14 protein-coding genes are annotated in these 18170 nt (G+C 62.0%); 12 read left to right on the top strand and 2 right to left on the bottom strand.

Annotated features, from left to right (window positions below; all coding sequences use genetic code 11):
• The first annotated feature begins 15 nt into the window (after window positions 1-15).
• The 12 genes from B9A12_RS07440 (at window position 16) to B9A12_RS07500 (ending at window position 15067) form a co-directional block, all read left to right on the top strand.
• Window positions 16-1260, top strand: coding sequence for an aldo/keto reductase (locus B9A12_RS07440; RefSeq protein ID WP_084057253.1), 1245 nt, complete (start codon window positions 16-18; stop codon window positions 1258-1260).
• Window positions 1261-1837: 577 nt separating this feature from the next.
• The gene (locus B9A12_RS07450) at window positions 1838-3769 is read left to right on the top strand and encodes a sigma-54-dependent Fis family transcriptional regulator (protein ID WP_084057255.1); all 1932 of its coding nucleotides are present in this window, start codon (window positions 1838-1840) and stop codon (window positions 3767-3769) included.
• Window positions 3770-4118: 349 nt separating this feature from the next.
• On the top strand, window positions 4119-5762 hold the full coding sequence (locus B9A12_RS07455) for an ABC transporter substrate-binding protein (protein WP_212636865.1): 1644 nt from the start codon (window positions 4119-4121) through the stop codon (window positions 5760-5762).
• 129 nt (window positions 5763-5891) lie between these two features.
• Complete coding sequence (locus B9A12_RS07460) at window positions 5892-6869, top strand: ABC transporter permease (RefSeq protein WP_084057256.1); 978 nt, start codon at window positions 5892-5894, stop codon at window positions 6867-6869.
• A 25-nt stretch (window positions 6870-6894) separates the two neighbouring features.
• Window positions 6895-8028 carry a mandelate racemase/muconate lactonizing enzyme family protein gene (locus tag B9A12_RS07465; RefSeq protein ID WP_084057257.1) on the top strand — a complete coding sequence of 378 codons (1134 nt, stop codon included), beginning with the start codon at window positions 6895-6897 and terminating at the stop codon, window positions 8026-8028.
• A 16-nt stretch (window positions 8029-8044) separates the two neighbouring features.
• Window positions 8045-9148, top strand: a complete 1104-nt coding sequence (locus tag B9A12_RS07470; protein ID WP_170920427.1) for an NAD/NADP octopine/nopaline dehydrogenase family protein — start codon at window positions 8045-8047, stop codon at window positions 9146-9148.
• A gap of 101 nt (window positions 9149-9249) precedes the next feature.
• Window positions 9250-10101, top strand: a complete 852-nt coding sequence (locus B9A12_RS07475; protein ID WP_212636866.1) for an ABC transporter permease — start codon at window positions 9250-9252, stop codon at window positions 10099-10101.
• A 12-nt stretch (window positions 10102-10113) separates the two neighbouring features.
• The gene (locus B9A12_RS07480; protein ID WP_084057260.1) at window positions 10114-11139 is read left to right on the top strand and encodes an ABC transporter ATP-binding protein; all 1026 of its coding nucleotides are present in this window, start codon (window positions 10114-10116) and stop codon (window positions 11137-11139) included.
• Window positions 11112-12092 carry an ABC transporter ATP-binding protein gene (locus tag B9A12_RS07485; RefSeq protein ID WP_084057261.1) on the top strand — a complete coding sequence of 327 codons (981 nt, stop codon included), beginning with the start codon at window positions 11112-11114 and terminating at the stop codon, window positions 12090-12092. The genes B9A12_RS07480 and B9A12_RS07485 overlap by 28 nt, the downstream gene beginning before the upstream one ends.
• 21 nt (window positions 12093-12113) lie before the next feature.
• Window positions 12114-13229 carry an NAD/NADP-dependent octopine/nopaline dehydrogenase family protein gene (locus B9A12_RS07490; protein ID WP_170920428.1) on the top strand — a complete coding sequence of 372 codons (1116 nt, stop codon included), beginning with the start codon at window positions 12114-12116 and terminating at the stop codon, window positions 13227-13229.
• 225 nt (window positions 13230-13454) lie between these two features.
• Window positions 13455-13655 (top strand): hypothetical protein, encoded by a 201-nt coding sequence (locus tag B9A12_RS07495; RefSeq protein ID WP_139796539.1) that lies wholly within the window; start codon window positions 13455-13457, stop codon window positions 13653-13655.
• A 605-nt stretch (window positions 13656-14260) separates the two neighbouring features.
• Window positions 14261-15067: a PEP-CTERM sorting domain-containing protein gene (locus B9A12_RS07500; RefSeq protein WP_084057264.1), complete on the top strand. Its 807-nt coding sequence runs from the start codon at window positions 14261-14263 to the stop codon at window positions 15065-15067.
• Window positions 15068-15379: 312 nt separating this feature from the next.
• Here the strand turns inward: B9A12_RS07500 and hisF are convergent, their stop codons facing one another.
• Both hisF and B9A12_RS07510 read right to left on the bottom strand, forming a co-directional pair.
• Window positions 15380-16960 carry an imidazole glycerol phosphate synthase subunit HisF gene (hisF, locus tag B9A12_RS07505; RefSeq protein ID WP_084057265.1) on the bottom strand — a complete coding sequence of 527 codons (1581 nt, stop codon included), beginning with the start codon at window positions 16958-16960 and terminating at the stop codon, window positions 15380-15382.
• A gap of 98 nt (window positions 16961-17058) precedes the next feature.
• Entirely contained in the window at window positions 17059-17961 is a 903-nt protein-coding gene (locus B9A12_RS07510; RefSeq protein ID WP_084057266.1) for a glycerophosphodiester phosphodiesterase, read from the bottom strand.
• Window positions 17962-18170: the final 209 nt, after the last annotated feature.

The following is an 18170-nucleotide window of genomic DNA, read 5'->3' on the forward strand; positions in this document are numbered from 1 at the left end:
AGAACGGAAGGCGTCATGACACAAGACGGCATGAAGCGACGAACCTTCGTGAAGGCCGCGGCCTGCCTGGGACTGGGTACGGCCGCCGCTCCCCTGGCTCCACACCACGCCATGGCCGCAGGGCCCGCCGAGCAAGCGAAAATCCCCACCCGCCCGTTTGGAAAAACCGGGGTGCGGGTGCCCATCCTGGCCCTGGGCGGTATGTTCGATACGGGCGCCAACCAGATCCTCCTTCGCCAGGCCCTCCGCTGGGGCGTCTCCTATTGGGACACGGCCGACTGCTACGGCGGGGGCCGAAGCGAAGAAGGCATCGGGCGGTTTTTCTCACGAATCCCGGAAGCGCGGAAATCCGTCTTTCTGGTGACCAAATCCGATGCCAGGGATCCCAAGGGCATGACGCGCCTTTTGGAGCGGAGCATGAAGCGGATGCAAACGGATACGATCGATCTCTATTTCCTCCATGCCGTGCGCACAACGGACGAATTGAACGACGACGTTCGCCGCTGGGCGGAAAAGGCCAAGACCTCGGGAAAGATCCGCTTCTTCGGTTTCAGCACCCATTCCAACATGGCCCGCTGCCTTTCCAACGCCGCCCGTCTGGGCTGGGTGGACGGGATCATGTTCAGCTACAATTTTCGGCTCATGCGCGACCCGGACATGAACCGGGCCTTGGATCAGTGCGCCCGGGCGGGTATCGGATTGACGGCCATGAAGACCCAGGGAGGGGGCCCTCTTCCCATGGAATCGGAAGAGGCGGGCCAGCTGGCCGAAGGGTTGCTCCGAAGAGGCTTTACGGACAAACAGGCCAGGCTCAAGATCGTCTGGGAAGACGAACGCATCGCCAGCATCTGCTCCCAGATGCCCAACCTGACGATCCTCATGAGCAACACGGCGGCGGCCCTGGACCGAACGTCCCTCACCCGGGCAGAAAGGGACCTGCTGCACCGCCACGCCCGGGCCACGGCTCACGCCTACTGTGCCGGCTGCGCCGAGCTTTGCGAGGAGGCCGCCGGAACTCCCATCGCCGATCTCCTGCGATGCCTCATGTACCACACGGACTACGGAGACACGGAGGCAGCCCGGGACGCTGCCCGAACCCTTTTGGCCCGGGGCCCCCTTGCCCGCCCGTCCGCCCAACGCCTTCTCACGGCCCAACAGCGCTGCCCCCAGGGCCTACCCCTCTCCCGCCTGGTGCCCAAGGCCGCCCGCCTGGCCCGACAGCTCGCGGGCGATCCCGAAGGATCCCAGCCGTACGCATGACGAACCGGGAGAAAAGGGAGAAATCGCCCACGGCAAGGGAATATGCAAAGCGGGGCCGAAACAAGGAGCCCCCGTAGGTGTGCAATTGGCTTTCTTCTGCCCATAAAGAAGGCACCTTCAATGGAAGAGGTGTCACGGATCAACCCGGCCCTATGCGGAAGGACGGCGCACGTGACGCAGGCCCGGGCGGCAGGGAATGAGGGCCTTTGAGCGCACACGAAGACGGGAGACCCCCGGATGAAACGACGCGTTCTTTTCCTTTTGTTTTGATGTTGAAGCCTTTCTTGGCGATCAGCGTGGAGATATGGGTCACGATGCCGACCCGGTCCTGGAGACCCAGGTGAAGCTTGAGGTGCTCATCCATGGGCGATACCCGTTCCCGGTTTCGTTGAGTGGCACAAGGGTTTGCATTTGCCCGCCTGGGAAGGACATGTTAATTGTCACAGGTGTCTGCACCCTTGCTTCTCGGCCCCAACCGGGATTGTTCCCGGCGCTGGCTGCAGCGGCCGCCATTGCCAACCCGAAGTGACGATTGCTTGAGCTCGCAGCGTCACAATGCCTCCAAGCACACGATGCCATGTCCGCCTACACCATTCCCAGTCCCGAATCCCTGCGGCAGGAAATTCGTGCCAGCCACGAACGCTGCTGGCAATACAAGGTCGATCCCCGGCACCGGTGCAATCGCCAGCAAGCACGCCTGAGTCGTGATGGTCTCGAGAGACGACGCCAGCAACTGCAGGATTTTCTCGACGTCGCCACGGCCCACATTGAAGAGCTGTACCAGTTTGTGGCCGGGGCCGGCTTTGCCGTCACCATTGCCGATCGGGACGGTTACATCCTGCACATCATCGGTGACCAACTGACCCTGGACAGATTGCGGGCGGGCAACTGCTGCCCGGGCTTTCGCTGGACCGAGCGCGATGTGGGCACGAGCGCGCTGAGCCTGTCGCTGGCCCGGGGAATCCCGGTGCAGATCAACGATGACGAGCATTTCTGCCGCCGCGGCCACGGCTACACCTGTTCGGCAGCCCCGGTGTTCGATGAAAGCAAACAGCTCACTGGGGTGATCGCCCTTTCCGGCGAGGCTTCCCAGGTCCATCCCCATACCCTCGGAATGGTGATCACCGCCGCCAAAGCCATTGAAAACCAGCTGCGCATCTCGAAAACATCGCGCCAGCTCCTGCTGCAAAACAACTACATGACGGCGCTGATTCAATCCATCGACAGCGGGGTGATGGCCATCGACCGCCGGGGGCTCATCACAGAGCTCAACCGCGCCGGCAAGCAGATTCTCAATTGGGACCATGACCTGGTGGGCAAACCCTTCGCCAGTCTTTCCGGCCTCGATATCGACTTCAGCAAGGTGCTGCGTGACGGGATGGAAATCCGCGATCGGGAGATCTTTATCCGGGGCGACGGCCGCAGTATTCACTTGATGAGCACGATCAAGCCCATCTTCGATTCATCCGGCCAAGTCCAGGGTATCCTCCTGGTGTTTAACGAAATCAAGCGCATCCGCAAGCTTGCCTATGCCATGGCGGGCTCACAGGCGCAGTTCACCTTCGACGACATCATCGGCTCCAGCGCCGCCTTGAACGACGCGCGCAAACTCGCCATGCTCGCCGCCCAAGGCAACTCCACTGTGCTCCTGCTGGGCGAGACCGGGACCGGCAAGGAACTGTTCGCCCAATCAATCCACAACCACAGTGAGCGGCGTGCGCATCCTTTCGTGGCGATCAATTGCGGGGCCATTCCCCGGGAGCTCCTGGAAAGTGAGCTGTTCGGCTACGCGGAAGGGGCGTTCACCGGCGCGCAAAAAGGGGGGCGCCCGGGTAAATTCGAACTGGCCAGCGGCGGCACCCTATTCTTGGACGAAATCGGCGACATGTCCCCCGATATGCAGGTGAAACTCTTGCGGGTGCTGCAGACCGCCGTGGTCCACCGCGTCGGCGAACACCAACCGATAGCCGTGGATGTGCGCATCATTGCTGCAACCCACCTGGATCTCCAACAGGAGGTGCGCCGCGGCAACTTCCGCGAAGATCTCTTCTATCGCCTCAATGTCTTTCCCATCACCATACCGCCACTGCGGACCCGGCGTGACGACGTCGTCCAGCTCGCCCGGCATATCCTGCGGCGCTGCTGCAGTGTGCTGGGAAAACCCGGGATTCGCTTTAGCGCCGCAGCGGAAACCGCTCTGCTCCATTACCCCTGGCCCGGCAATGTGCGCGAGTTGGAAAATATCATCGAGCGGGCGGTGAATCTGGTGGACGGCCCCGTCATCGATGCCGGCTTGCTCAAGGCGATCGTCCAGCCCCCACGAAGGGCCATCACCCTGCCCGACGGCGGGTCGCTGCTGAGCGACGTGGAGCGGCAGACGATTGCGCAGACGCTGGAGCAAAACGAGTACAACGTGGCACGCAGCGCGCGCCTGCTGGGGATCACACGGGCTACGCTCTACGCCAAGGTGCGCAAATACGGGCTGAGTCTGGCTCGAGGCGGCCCGTGATCTGTAAAAATATTATACATGTTCAACCTTCATACGGTTCGCTTGGCCGCCCTTCAACAAAGGATCCCGGCTTTCTGGCGGCGTGGGTATGTTTAATATCTAAACAGCTTCTCCGACCCACCCCAATCGTCTCCGGCACCGGCTTCACGGCAACTCCCCATGAATATCCGACGGGTTAGATGAGTGCTGAAACGCTGTCTGCGGCGCCTGCGGGTGCTTGGCATTTCTTTTGCCCCCTTTTGGGATCATCACCGTTGTCACAGGGCGTGGCGTTCCGAGCGACGGGATGCCCACACGGGGCACAGGGATTTTTCCATCCTTAAGAGCGTAAGCAAGAGGAGGACGACGCATGAGGCAAGGCAAGCAACAGATGTTACTGGCATGCTGGGTGGTGTTTCTGACGCTCATGCTGGCCGTGGCGGGACCGGTCGGCGCGGAGAGAAAGCCGGGGGCGGTGGTCGATGCCATGAAGATCACGACGGCCACGGCCACCTTCGATCCGGTACGTCCCGAGGCGGCGCGGGTGATCGCCGAAGCCTTCAAGTCCATTGGCTGGCAGGTGCAGGCCAATCCCATCGACTACAACCAGAACGTGCAGAAGGTCATGATGGAGCATGACTTCGACATGTGGCTGGTGATGCTTTCGGGGGCGTCGCTGCGCATTGATCCCAACGTGTTCTTGTACAAGCTCCACCATAGTTCGGAGTACAAGAAGGGTGGTTGGAACTGGTCGGGCATCAGCGTCCCGGAACTGGACAAGCTGGTGGAAGAGCAGCAGACCACCATGGACCTGGAAAAGCGCCGTGAGGTGGTCTTCAAGGCCCAGGCCCTGGCCCACGAAGTGCAAGCGTTGAACGTGCTGGCCTATGCGCAGATGACCAATGCCTACCGCTCCGATCGCATCAAGAACGTGGTGCCCATGATGGGCGAGGGGATCGGCAGCTTCTGGACGGACATCAACATGGAAGTGGTGCAGGGCGACGGCTACGTGCGCACGGGCATGACGACGCCGCTCAAGAACCTGAACCCGGTGGCGGCCAAGGATCACTCTGAGTTCATGGAACTGCGCATGATCTACGACCGGCTGATCCGTATCGGCCCGGACGGAGAGCCCAAGCCGTGGGCGGCGGAATCTTTCAAGATCGTGGATCCGACGACGATTGAACTCACCTTGCGCAAGGGCATGAAATTCCACGACGGCGTGGAGGTCACGGCAGAAGATGTCAAATTCAGCCTGGATTATCACAACAAGTGGAAGGCACCTTTCTTTGTGGAGGGGCTGCGCCATATGGACAGCGTGGAAGTGCTCGACAAGTACAATATGCGCATCCATTTGAAGGAACCTTACGCGCCGTTCGTACCCAACCTGCTGGGCTCCATTTTCATCATTCCCAAGCATATTTGGCAGGATATTCCGGAGAAGGTCGGCCTCGACGATCCACTCAAGTTCCCCAACGACAAGCCCATCGGCAGCGGTCCGTTCAAGTTCGACTACTGGGATCGGGGTCGCGAGTTGAAGGTTTCCGCCTTCAAGGAGCACTTCTCCGCACCCAAGTGCGACGGCATCATTCGCATCGTCTACGGCAGCCATGACGCCATGGCGGCCGCCATCGAGAAGGGCGAGTGCGATCGCACCCGCTATATTCTCAAGCCGAGTCTGGTGGAAGACCTGAAGAAGGTGAAAAATGTGGTGGCCAAGGGCTATCCCAACCACGGCTTCTACACCCTGATCTATCACACCAGGCGGGCTCCCCTGGATGATCCGGCGTTCCGCAAAGCCATCGCCCATGTGCTTCCCAAGGAGCTCATGATTGAGGCCATCTTGAGCGGCTACGGCGAACCCGGAGGATCGGTCATCTCGCCGGTCAACAAGTTCTGGCACAACCCCGAGGTGAAGCCGTTTCCCAACGACATCCAGAAGGCCAAGGAAATCCTGAAGGCGGCCGGCTACACCTGGGACGCCCAGGGACGACTCCATTATCCGGCCAAGTAATGTGGGCGCGAACGCCCCGTTGAACCCGCGGTGCGCCCGGTCGCCGCGCCGCGCCCAGGGAGGCTTTGCTTCCGGGAGCGGCGCGGGGCCGGCCACCCTCCCAGTGATCCATAACGGACGGCCGAGACGATGAGAGAATATATCGTACGCCGATTACTCTACACCCTGATGACCCTGTTCGCGGTGGCCACCATCCTTTTCTTCCTGTTTCGCATGCTGCCCGGTGATCCCACGGCCCAGGTCATCTCCCCGGCGCTGGACGAGGTCGCCCAGGCGCGCCTCAAGCAGGCTTTCGGCCTGGATCAGCCCCTCCACATCCAATACCTGCTCTATCTCAAGAACCTGTTCGCCTTGGATTGGGGGCGCTCCTTCACCTCGTCACGCAAAGTCTTCGATATCATCCAGTATCGTTTCTGGAATACGATCTTTCTCATGGGAGCGGGCATGTGCCTGACGCTCATGGTCGGCATCGGGATGGGCATGGTCATGGCCTGGCGCCGCAACGGTCCCCTGGACCTTTGGCCCACGCTCGGCAGCCTCATCTTTCAATCGGCGCCGCCCTTCATCACCGGCCTCTTGCTCCTCATGATCCTGAGTTATCGGCTCGACCTGTTTCCCACGGGAGGGATGCGCACGCCCGGCGTGCAGCTCACGCAAGGCATGGGCCTGTTCCTGTCCTGGGATTTCATCCACCACCTGATCTTGCCGACTCTGACCGTGTCCCTCTACTACCTGGCGACTCCCATGCTCATCATGCGCGACTCCATGCTCGAAGTCATGGGCAGCGACTTCATCGAGTTGGCACGCGCCAAGGGCCTCAAGCCCCATGTGGTCATGATACGCCACGCGGCACGCAACGCCTTGCTGTCCGTGGTGACGGTGTCCTCCATCCTGGTGGGCTTCGCCATCGGCGGCCAGGTCATCGTCGAGCAGGTCTTTTCCTGGCCGGGCATGGGCTCGCTCATGGTGGAAGCGGCCTCGTCCCACGACTACCCGGTGGCCCAGGGCACCTTCCTCGTGCTCGCCATTGTCGTCATCTTCCTGAATCTCTTGTCGGACATCTCGTATTGCTACCTGGATCCCCGCATCAAGTTGGGGGATCGCTGACGGCGCCCATGAAGGAGGAGAGGCCATGGAGATCCGCGCGCTGGAGCTGCATCACGTCCGCATCCCCTTTGCCGTACCCTATAAACTCTCCAAGCGCTACGGCACCTTGACCCATGCCGAAGCCGTGGTGGTCAAGCTGGAAACGGACGACGGGTTGGCCGGCTATGGCGAAGCCGACCCCATGATGCCGTTTACCGAAGAGACCCCGGCGTCGGTGTGCGTCGTCATCCGCGACGTCTTCGGCCCCTTGCTGTTGGGTCGGGATCCGTCGGATGCGGCATCCTTGGAGCGGGAGCTGGACGCCCGCGCACACGGCAATCTCATGGCCCGCGGTGCCCTCAACATGGCCTTGTACGACCTGAAGGGGAAGGCCCTGGGCGTGCCCGTGCATGATCTGCTCGGCGGCGCCGTGCGTCGGAAAATCCCTCTCATGGGCGCCCTCGGCAGCGGCAGCCCGGGAGAAGACGCCGAGCGGATCGAGAGCTTTTTCGCGGCGGGTTACCGCACGGTCATGCTGAAGATGGGCACCCAGCCCATCGACGTCGAAGTAAAGCGCATGGAAGCCTTTTATCGCCAATTCGAGGGACGGATGCAGGTCATCGCCGATGCCAACCAGGGCTGGAGCCTGCAGGAGGGACTCCGGTTCGTCGAGCGCACGCGCGGCTGCCCTCCCGATTTGCTGGAACAGCCGGTGGATCGTGACGACCTGGCCGGTCTCAAGCGCATCCGGGAAAGTTCGCTCAGCCCGGTGAGCGCAGACGAGAGCCTGGTTTCGGAAGCGGATTGCCGCAAGCTGCTCGCGCGCCGGGTCGTCGATACGTTCAGCATCAAGGTGTCGAAAAACGGCGGGCTCGGAAAAAGCCTGCGGCTGGCCCAGGCGGCCCGGGTCTTCGGCGTCGGCTGCCTGATGAACAGCATGCTCGAGTTCGGCATCACGCAGGCGGCGTCCCTGCAGCTGGGTTGCACGCTGGCCAACCTGGTGGAGATGGGTCACGCATACATGTCGGTGCTGCGGATGGCGGACGATTTTACGGACTTTGCCGACCATGTGAAAAACGCCGTTGCCCAGGTGCCGACGCGGCCCGGATTGGGCGTGGAAGTCGATGACGCCAAGTTACGTCACTATGCGCTGGAGAGTCTCCGGCTGGAAAGCAAATAGAAGGGTGGAAGGCCCCATGTCCCGTCGTCCCCGTTTCGCCATCCTCGGCACAGGAAATTCAGGCCAGGCCTTTGCCGCCGATTTGACCCTGAAGGGCTACGAGGTTCACCTGGCCGAGCTGCCAAATTTTGCCGATACCCTGCATGCCATCGAAAGGCGCGGCGGCATCGAAATCAGCGGTGATGCGGCCACCGGCTTTGCGCGCCCCAAGCTGCTCACAACGGACCTGGAAGCGGCCCTCGAAGGGGTCCATATCCTCATCTTCGGCGGCTCCGCCTTCGCCCACGAACCATGGTGCCGGGCGGTGGCGCCCTACCTTCGCGACGGCCAATACATCCTGTTTACTTCTAATTTCGGCGCCCTGCGGTTTCGCCAATGGCAGCAGGAGTGGCCCATCCGCGCCGATGTGACGCCGGTGGAAGCCATGAGCTTGATCTACGCCACACGGGCGCCGGAGCCGGGTCGGGTGGTGGTGATCGGCGTCAAATCCCACCTGCCCGCGGCCGCGCTGCCCGCCACGCGCACACCGTCCTTCCTGGAGCTCATGAAACCGGCTTTTCCGGCGCTGGTGGCGGCCGAGAACGTGCTCTTCACCAGCCTGAACAATCTCAACCCCATCGTCCACCCGCCCATGGTGCTGTGCAATGCGGGGCGCATCGAGGCCACCGGTGGCCAGGGCTGGAACCTGTACCAGGAGGGCGCGACCGCTTCGGTGACGCGCCTCATGGAGGCCCTGGACGCCGACCGCCGCGCCCTCATGCAGCGGGTCGGGCTGAAATCGCTGGCCTTCAAGGAGGCTTTCGGGGTGCTCTACCGGGACTACGGGGTGGAAAAGGAGACCCTGGAAGCCACCTTGCGAGAAAGCCCCATCCACAGTGATCCCGCGTTTCCGGCCCCGGCTCAGTTGGATACTCGTTATTTGACGGAAGACATCTCCTTCGGCCTGGTCCCGTGGGCGGCGCTGGCAAGGATGTGGCAGCAACCCACGCCGACCCTGGACGCCACCATCCAACTAGCCTCGGTGCTGGTCGGCCGCAACTACTGGGACAGCGGCCTACTGCCGGAACATCTGGGCCTTGCCGGCATGGCGCCTGAGGAGGTGCTGGCCTGGGTGCGTTAGTGATTCACGTCAACCTGTGAGGCGGGAAGTGAATTCCCCCTTCGTGACCAATCTGTGATGGAGTGTAAGAAACCATGTTACCCCGGGGACTGAAGGAATTTTTGGCGACGCAGGCGCGCATCATCTCGCGCCACAAGTTTGGCTTGTTCGGGGCCACGGTCATCTTGGCGTTCGGCATCATCGGCCTGATCGGGCCCCTGGTGGCGCCCCACGGGCCCTGGGAATCTTTGCGCGACGCCAACGGCAAACTGGCCATCTTGCGCCCGCCGTCGTCTGAGTTCCTTTTAGGCACGACCTCCATGGGGCGCGACATCCTCTCGCAGATGCTCTACGCCACCCGCACCACGGTGATCATCGGCCTGGTCTCGGGGCTCATCTCCATTCTCATCGGCGCCAACATCGGGCTGATCTCGGGCTATTACGGCGGGCGTCTGGATGAGGTGCTGATGCGCTTTACCGACATCATCTACGGCATGCCGTTCTTGCCCTTTCTCATCGTGCTCATCGCTCTTTTCGGCCGCAGTCTGTGGTTTGTCATCATCGCCATCTGCTGCATCGTCTGGCGCACCTCGGCGCGCGTGGTGCGCGCGCAGACCCTGGCCATCAAGCAGCGCCAGTTCGTGCTGGCGGCCAAGGCGCGCGGGTGCAGCAACCTGCGCATCATCTACCGGCACATCATGCCCAACATCCTGCCGCTGCTGCTGCTCTACACCGCCTTCAACATCGCCTGGTCGGTGCTCGCCGAGGCCAGCGCCAGTTTTCTCGGCTTCGGCGACCCGGACAACCTGAGTTGGGGCGGGATGCTCTACAGCCTCTGGATTTCCGGCAAGATCCGCACAGCCTGGTGGTGGTTCGCGTGGCCGTCCATCTGCATCATCCTGCTGGTGAGCGCCCTGGTCTTCGTCAGCCGGGCTTATGAAGAAGTGGCCAATCCACGCTTGCAGCAACGCTAAAAGGGGGCGCGCGTGCTACTCGAGATAGAAAACCTGAAGACCCATTACCCAACGAGCAAAGGCACCGTCAAGGCGGTGGACGGCTTGAGTCTGTCCATCGATGAAAACGAGGTGTTCGGGCTGGCGGGCGAGTCCGGCTGCGGCAAATCCACCCTGATCCGCACCATCATGCGGTTGGTGCCGGACAACGCCCGGGTGAGCGCCGACAAGATGACCTTCCAGGGCAAAGATCTTTTGAGCATGCCGGATCGGGACTTCCGCGAACAGGTGCTCTGGCAGGGCATTTCCCTGGTGATCCAAAGCGCCATGAACGCCCTCAACCCCGTCTACCGGGTCGGGGACCAGATCGTGGAGGCCATCCAAGCCCATGCCCCTTTGAGCCGCGCGGAGTGCGAACAGCGCGTGGCCGCTCTGTTTGACGCCGTGGGACTGCAGGCGGGTCTGATGCGCAACTACCCGCACGAATTCAGCGGCGGCATGCGCCAGCGGGCCATGATCGCCATGTCCCTGTGTCTGGATCCGCGCCTGATCATCATGGATGAGCCCACCACGGGGCTGGACGTGCTGGTGCAGGAACGGATCCTGCGCAACCTACGTGAGCTGCGGGCGCGCTCCAAGCACCCGGCCTCTATTTTGCTCATCACCCACGACATCTCGGTGATCGCCGAGATGAGCGACCGGATCGGCATCATGTATGCCGGCCGGCTAATGGAAGTGGCACCGGCCGTCGAGATCTTTCGCAACACCTATCACCCGTACACCCTGGGTTTGAAAAACGCGTTTCCAAGTATCCGCCAACTTGAGCGCGAACTCATTTCCATCCCGGGCTCGCCGCCCAACCTCATCGAGGACATCCCGGGCTGCGTTTTCACGGCCCGGTGTCCGTTCGCCATCGAGGCCTGTGAGCACCAGCGTCCGCCCATGCTGGAAGTGGCTCCGGGCCATAAGGTGGCCTGTATTCGCACCGAGCACGTGGAAGAGTTTCGTCAGCGGGCAGGAGAAAAAAAGACATGGCAGTCCTCCAAGTCGAGAATCTGAAACAACACTTTTACCTTCAGCCCGGGCTCTTGGAGCGCGTGCTGAGCGGCAAGAAGCCCAGCGTGATCAAGGCGGTGGATGATGTCAGCTTCACCGTGGAAGCGGGGGAGATCCTGGGGCTCGCCGGCGAATCGGGTTGCGGCAAGTCCACCTTGTGCCTGGCCATCGCCAATCTGCGCCGGCCCACCGCCGGCTCCATTCGCTACCAGGGATCCGATCTGGGGCGGATGAGCGTCCAGGAGCAGAAGGACTACCGGCGCAAGGTGCAGCTGGTCTTCCAGGATCCGTTCGAATCGCTCAACCCCCGTTTTACCGTCTACGACCTGGTGGCGGAGCCCCTGCGCGCCTTCAAGATCGGCAGCCGCCAGGAAAAGCGCGACCGGGTGCGGGAGACCCTGACTCGCGTGGGCCTCAGCCCGGATGACTACCTGGACCGCTACCCGCACCAGATGAGCGGCGGCGAACGCCAGCGGGTCGGCATCGCCCAGGCCCTGGTGCTCGATCCGCAGCTGGTCATCGCCGATGAGCCCCTTTCCATGCTGGACGTGTCCATCCGGGCCGGTATTCTCGATCTGATTCGCGACCTGTCCGAGCAGATGCACTTTTCCTGCATCTATGTGTCTCACGACCTGTCGATTCTTTCCAACATCTCCGAGCGGCTCATGATCATGTACCTGGGACGGGTGATGGAACTGGGCGCCACCAAGGATGTCATCACCAAGCCGTTGCACCCCTACGCCCAGGCCCTGATTTCGGCGGTGCCCATCCCGGACCCGGAATATCGCCGGCCGATTCCCGAGATCCACGGCGAGGTTTCCCAGCCCATCGATCCGCCGCCGGGCTGCCGTTTCCAGAGCAGGTGTTTGAAAGTGATGGAGCACTGCCGCACCGACACGCCGTTGCTCAAAGAAGTGGAGCCGGGCCACCACGTGGCCTGTCACCTTTACGCCTAGACGATTCGAAAGAGAGCGATGATGATGCAAACAACGGGAAAGAAGTGTCGCTGGGCCATCCTGGGTGGCGGCAATGGGGGGCAGAGCGCCGCCGGACACCTGGCGCTCATGGGCTATCCGGTGATTCTCTACGACATTTTTGAAGAAACGGTGGCGGCCATCAACTGCGAGGGGGGAATTCACCTGAGCGGTGTCGTCGAAGGGTTCGGCGAACTCCAGGGGGCGACCACGAAATTGGAACACGCGGTTCCCACGGCCGACGTGGTCATGGTGATCACACCGGCCCTGGCCCACGCAGAAATTGCCCGGGGCTGCGCGCCGCTGCTTCGCGACGGCCAGGTCGTCGTCCTGCATCCGGGAGCAACCGGCGGCGCCCTGGAGTTTGCCCAGGTGTTGCGCGAGTCCGGCTGCCGGGCCGAGGTGAGCCTGGCGGAAACCAATTCGTTGATCTATGCATGCCGCAGCACCCGCCCGGCACATGCGACCATCTACGGCATCAAGCATGACCTTAAAGTGGCGGCATTGCCGGCGCGCGACAACGAGCGCGTCCTGTCCTTTCTGGCCGATCCCTTTCCCCAGATAAAAGCGGCCCGAAACGTCCTGGAGACCAGTCTCGCCAATCCCAACGCCATGATGCATCCGGCCCCCACGCTGCTCAACACCGGGCGCATCGAATCCGACCAGAGCTGGCTCTATTACTGGGACGGCATCACACCCTCCATTGCGCGCTTCGTGAGCGCCATGGACGCGGAGCGGCTGGCCATCGCTCGGGCCCTGGATGTGCACCTTCCGAGCATCCTGGACTGGTACGGTCAGGCCTACGGCGCCCACGGCAAGGATCTGAAGGAGGCCGTGAGAAACAACTCGGCCTACGCCGACATCCAGGGGCAGCACAGCCTGGAGACCCGCTACCTGCTGGAGGACGTGCCTCTGGGGCTGGTGCCCATGCTGGCCCTGGGGGAAGCCTTGGGGGTTCGCGTGCCGCACCTGCGCACTATCGTCGACCTGGCGCAGCTGCTTCTCCAAAAGGATCTCACAAGCACCGGCAGGACTTTGAAAAGACTCGGTCTGGAAGGCATGGATCGAGACCAGATCGTGCGCTTCGTGGAAACGGGGGAACGCGGCGCCGGCGGCTGAGCTGATGCCACGACGCCGGCCGCGAGCGCCTCGCTCAGCAGGCGGCCCGCCCGGCGGATGGAACCTTGAAGTGTCTTTTCGTAGACAGGGTAACAACGTGTTTTCCCGTTCGCCTGGTCCACTGGGATCTTGTTGGCGGGAAACACGTACTGCCAGCCCCATTCCTTTCCTCCGCCAGGATACCTTGTTGTCAGGGCCTTCGGCAAAACGGCCTCTCTGACCCTCATGAGCAACACGGCGGCGGCCCGGAACGCCGCCCGAACCCTGTTGGCCCGGGGCCCCCTTGCACGCCCGTCCGCCCAACGCCTTCTCACGGCCCAACAGCGCTGCCCCCAGGGCCTACCCCTCTCCCGCCTGGTGCCCAAGGCCGCCCGCCTGGCCCATCAGCTCGCGGGCGATCCCGAAGGATCCCAGCCGTACGCATGACGAACCGGGAGAAAAAGGGAGAAATCGCCCGCGGCAAGAGAACATGGAAAGCGGGACCGAAACAAAGAGCCCCCCCGGGAGGGTGTCTGACAATGGCCTCTCGGCCGGGCCTTTCTCACCAATGCAATCGCACTGAGTCATGTGATGCTTTTTTGAGCTTTGTAGGGACGGGTTCCGAACCCGCCCCTACTGCTGAAACGCCAGGCCGACAGGACGGGCCCGCCTGGCAGCCCCCACCTTCCGTCCCCACAAGAAGAGAGCCCCGGACGTTTTGGAACAAACCCCCAGTATGCAATTGAATTCACTGTATGCATCCGTTCGCCCTGACGTGATGCAACACGTTGCACACTCTCCCGGCTTTCCCTTTCAACAGACCAGGCCCTTCCGCCCAAACAAGTCGCTAACACATTGATCTATATATTAGTTTTGCTTTGTGTCTGCCCACGTTTGGCCTGGCACCCCTTTTGCTCATTAAGAAGGCACCTTCAATGGAAGAGGCCTCACGGACCGACCTGGCCCTGCCTGGAAGGACGGCACAGATGGCGCAAACCCCGGCGGCATGGAATTGGGGCCGTTGAGCGCACACGAAGACGGGAGACCCACGGATGAAACCACGCGTTCTTTTCCTCTTGCTTTTTCTGGGAGCCTTGAGCCTTTGCCTGCCCCACCCGGCCCAATCGCTCACCTTGACGTTTGGAGATAATCACATTTCCTGGCCGGACCGTTACTTGCCTGACCAGCGTAATAGCATCAATAACGATAACATAGACACCATCGGTGACCCCAACTTCACCGGCGGAACGGTGATCGTAAACGACAATTCCCAGCTCACCAGCATCCGATTCTTCTTTGAAGAGTGGGGAAGCGTGCCAACATATAACATGCTGGCTCCCGGGGATCTTTTCTTAGACGTAGATGGTGACTCTCAATGGGACTACGTGGTGTACAATCCCGAGGATAAGCACCCCATGGAAAACGGTACTGCAATGACTCCCACAATATCAACAGATTGGAAACTTTATTTTGTACCCGATAGCACAGACCTTGGTTATGAATTGTCGGGAACAGATAATTCTGGTTACTGGAGCGGCTATTATATCCGCGACAGTCACCCCATCGGCCTTAAGAAAAAACGCTTACCTTACATTCGTGACCTTAATCAGAAGGTGGGCTTCAGCGGCTGGGGAACCACCACGCTCACTTTTGACTTCACCAAGTACAACTCGGCCATCCCGCTCTCGCTTCCCACGAACCTCACCCTGGGCTTTGCGGTTAACTGTGCCAACGACGTGGTCTATAAGACGGTGCATGTTCACACGCCGGAGCCGGCCAGCATGCTGCTTTTGGGAACAGGACTGGTGGGCCTGGCGGGGTTCGCCCGCAAGCGCAAGAACCAAAAGGAAGGAAAATAACGTCCCAGGGTCCCCGTCGGCCGCGGCGAAAAGAAAGACCCTTGATCGGACCCACGCCGCGCCCTCCTTCCGGACAGCCACGCCGGGGGCCGGATGGCGGAAAACCCACCGGCAGTTTCAGGCCAATCCAACCAGTCCAGGCCTTTTCCGCGGGGTCAAGGCCCCGCGGCTCTTCTTGAATCCCCAGGTCCGCCTTTTCGTCTCCTGACCCCTCCACTCCGGCGGCCCTTCCAGGCGGCGCCGACGGGCGACGTCCCGACATCCCGTCTCGGGAAATCCCCTCGCCACAACCTCTGTATCCCTGCGGTGAGATCAGGTCAGAGGCCAGCGCACGGGAACCTTTCCTTTCAGGAAGGCCTTCACCTCCCCGATGCCCACCTTCCGCCGATGAAAGATCCCGGCGGCCAGAGCGGCTTCGGCCCGCGTTTTTGTAAAAACATCCAGGAAGTGTTGGGCGCAGCCCGCACCGCTCGATGCGATCACGGGAATGGTGACCGCCTCCCGCACGGCGTGGATGAGCTCCAGATCGAAGCCCTGGTTGGTTCCGTCCCGGTCGATGCAGTTGAGAAGAATTTCCCCCGCCCCCAGTTGCTGGCACACCCGGGCCAGGGTGACGGCGTCCACGTCCCGACCTTCCCGGCCGCCTTTCACCGTGCACTGGTACCAGCAGAAGCGCTCCCCGTTGGGACCGGGAAAGGCCGTCTCGATCACCCGGTGCGGCACCGCGTCCGGAGACGGCACGTACACCCGTCGCGGGTCGATGGAAATAACCACGGCTTGGCTGCCGTACACCCGGGAGATGGTCTCGATGGCGCTTCGGCCCGTGGGGCCGCCCCGTTTCAGCACCTCTTCCACCACGGCCACGGCGTCGCTTCCGATGGACACCTTGTCGGCCCCCGACCGGAAGTATTGGGACGCCACCTGGAGCGCGTCGTAGCGGGTGCCGTCCTTGTCCGTGTAGTCGCGGATGCCTCCGCCGATGGTCAGCGGCACGAAGACCTCTTCCGACGTCCTTCGAAGGACCTCCAGCATGGGCATGTCCTTGAGGGGAAAGTCGCGAAAGCCGGTGATATTGAGAAAGGTGATCTCATCGGCGCCTTCTTCGTAGTAGCGGCGGGCCAGTTCCACGGGTTTTCCCAGGTTGCGCACCCGGCCCTCCTCACGCACATCGTACTGATCGCCCTTGGTGACCACCAGATCCCCTTGGTCATTGGCCCGCACGTCCAGACACGCGATGATCCGCCGGGCCAGTTCGGTCTGGGATGCCGCCACCGGCGGCAGCACGGGCGCGGCCTGGCCTCCCAGGAAATTTTCCAGGATCTTCAGCCCCGCCGGACCGCTCTTTTCCGGGTGGAACTGGACGGCGGCCACCTGCCCCTTTTCCACGGCGCTCACGAATTCCACCCCGTAGTCGGTGACGGTCAGCACCACGGAAGGATCCCCGGAATCCACGTAGTAGGAGTGAACAAAGTAGAGCTTTTCATCGCCCTTCAGGCCGTGGAGCAGGGAGGACGGCTTGCGCGCCCTGATCCCGTTCCAGCCCATGTGGGGAACGGCGCGATCCACTCGAAAGCGGCGAACGATTCCCGGAAAAAACCCCAGGCCGTCTTCTCCCGGCGCCTCTTCGCTTCCTTCAAAGAGGGCCTGCAGCCCCAGGCAGATGCCTAGAAACGGGCGGCCGGACCGCAGATAGGCCAGAAGGGGATCCACGTAACCGCGGTGTCTCAGCACCCGCATCATCTCCCCGAAGGCCCCCACCCCGGGAAAGACCAGCCGTTCCGCCTGAACGATGTCCTCGGGGCGTTCCACGAACCGAACATCCCGGCCCAAGGACCGGATGGCGTTCACCACGCTGCGGACATTTCCCGCGCCATAGTCGAGCACCGTCACCATGTTTTGTCTCTCCTGCCTCGTTCTTCCAGGGTTTCGGGCCAAGGTCTTTTCAGGTCGCCGGCACCAAGGGATGGAGATCCCGCCTTGAAGGCCTCCTTTCAACGCCCGCCATCGAATCCCCGTTCATGGGCCGAGGCGCCGGTTCTTTTGAGCTGCGCCAGCACATGGGGCCGGTCGGTGATGATGGCAAAGACGTCCCGATCCATGAAGGTCTTCATCTGGTGCGCTTCATTGACCGTCCAGACCAGCACGGGAATCCCCGCTTGCCGGAGACGTGCCAGGGCCTCTTCCCCCACCAGCTCCGCCTTGGGATGATAGGTGTCGGCCCCCAGACGACGCACGGCGGCCACGGGGTCTTCCACGTCCTCTTTGACGATGATCCCCGCGGGAAGGGTCGGCTCCAGAGCCTTCACCCGAACGACAACCTCCTCACGAAAGCTGGAGATGAGCACGGACCGGGCCATGCCCGTTTCCCGGACGATCCGCACCGTTTCTTCGGCCAGACGGAGGGGATCCTTGCCATCGCCTTTGATTTCCACATTGATTCTCCAACCCAGGGACTTGGTGAACAAAAGAGCCTCTCGCAGGGTGGAGATCCTGTGATGGGTTTCATCGCCTGGATCCTTCAGATTCTGGACAATCCGCTGGATCAGATCCCCGGGCCGGCCACCACCCGGAGGATGCTCGTCCATGTCCAGCCCTTCCAGCTCCCGCAAAAGGTAATCACTCACATTCCATGGATCCCGTCTCGGATCCAGGCGCGCCGCATTGGACGTGCGCTCCAGGGTGGGATCGTGGATCACCACTGGGACGCCGTCGGCGGAAAGCTGCACGTCCATCTCCCAAAAATCCGCCCCCACGGCGAAACTGATCATGGCCGCGGCCAGAGTGTTTTCCGACGCCAGAGCGCGCCCTCCGCGGTGCGCTCCCACCAAGGGAGGCCCCCATGGGGAACGCCACCCGTCCCTCCAATCCCACGAACCCCGATCGTGTGGATCCATGTTCTCTCTTTGCTTTGATACGGTAACGATTGAATCCGCCCTCACCCTCTCTAAGACGCCTTCACGTGGGTCTCAGCGTAGCCCCGATAAAAACGGTCGTCCCACCTGGAAAGACTCTTGCCGATACCATCCGGCCCCCACCCCGTCAACTCCCTTCCGCTCCGCTGGGAGCCTTTCCGACAAGGGCCCCTCGCCCTTTGGGGGCCTTT

It is taken from the genome of Desulfacinum hydrothermale DSM 13146, from assembly GCF_900176285.1.
GTDB lineage: Bacteria > Desulfobacterota > Syntrophobacteria > Syntrophobacterales > DSM-9756 > Desulfacinum > Desulfacinum hydrothermale.

Bases quoted from the DNA above. Each gene is read 5' to 3' on its own strand.
- B9A12_RS07440 (WP_084057253.1), top strand. From the start codon at position 16: ATGACACAAGACGGCATGAAGCGACGAACCTTCGTGAAGGCCGCGGCC.
- B9A12_RS07485 (WP_084057261.1), top strand. From the start codon at position 11,112: ATGGCAGTCCTCCAAGTCGAGAATCTGAAACAACACTTTTACCTTCAG.
- B9A12_RS07470 (WP_170920427.1), top strand. From the start codon at position 8,045: ATGTCCCGTCGTCCCCGTTTCGCCATCCTCGGCACAGGAAATTCAGGC.
- B9A12_RS07490 (WP_170920428.1), top strand. From the start codon at position 12,114: ATGATGCAAACAACGGGAAAGAAGTGTCGCTGGGCCATCCTGGGTGGC.
- B9A12_RS07500 (WP_084057264.1), top strand. From the start codon at position 14,261: ATGAAACCACGCGTTCTTTTCCTCTTGCTTTTTCTGGGAGCCTTGAGC.
- B9A12_RS07465 (WP_084057257.1), top strand. From the start codon at position 6,895: ATGGAGATCCGCGCGCTGGAGCTGCATCACGTCCGCATCCCCTTTGCC.
- hisF (WP_084057265.1), bottom strand. From the start codon at position 16,960: ATGGTGACGGTGCTCGACTATGGCGCGGGAAATGTCCGCAGCGTGGTG.
- B9A12_RS07455 (WP_212636865.1), top strand. From the start codon at position 4,119: ATGAGGCAAGGCAAGCAACAGATGTTACTGGCATGCTGGGTGGTGTTT.
- B9A12_RS07450 (WP_084057255.1), top strand. From the start codon at position 1,838: ATGTCCGCCTACACCATTCCCAGTCCCGAATCCCTGCGGCAGGAAATT.
- B9A12_RS07495 (WP_139796539.1), top strand. From the start codon at position 13,455: ATGAGCAACACGGCGGCGGCCCGGAACGCCGCCCGAACCCTGTTGGCC.
- B9A12_RS07510 (WP_084057266.1), bottom strand. From the start codon at position 17,961: ATGGATCCACACGATCGGGGTTCGTGGGATTGGAGGGACGGGTGGCGT.
- B9A12_RS07460 (WP_084057256.1), top strand. From the start codon at position 5,892: ATGAGAGAATATATCGTACGCCGATTACTCTACACCCTGATGACCCTG.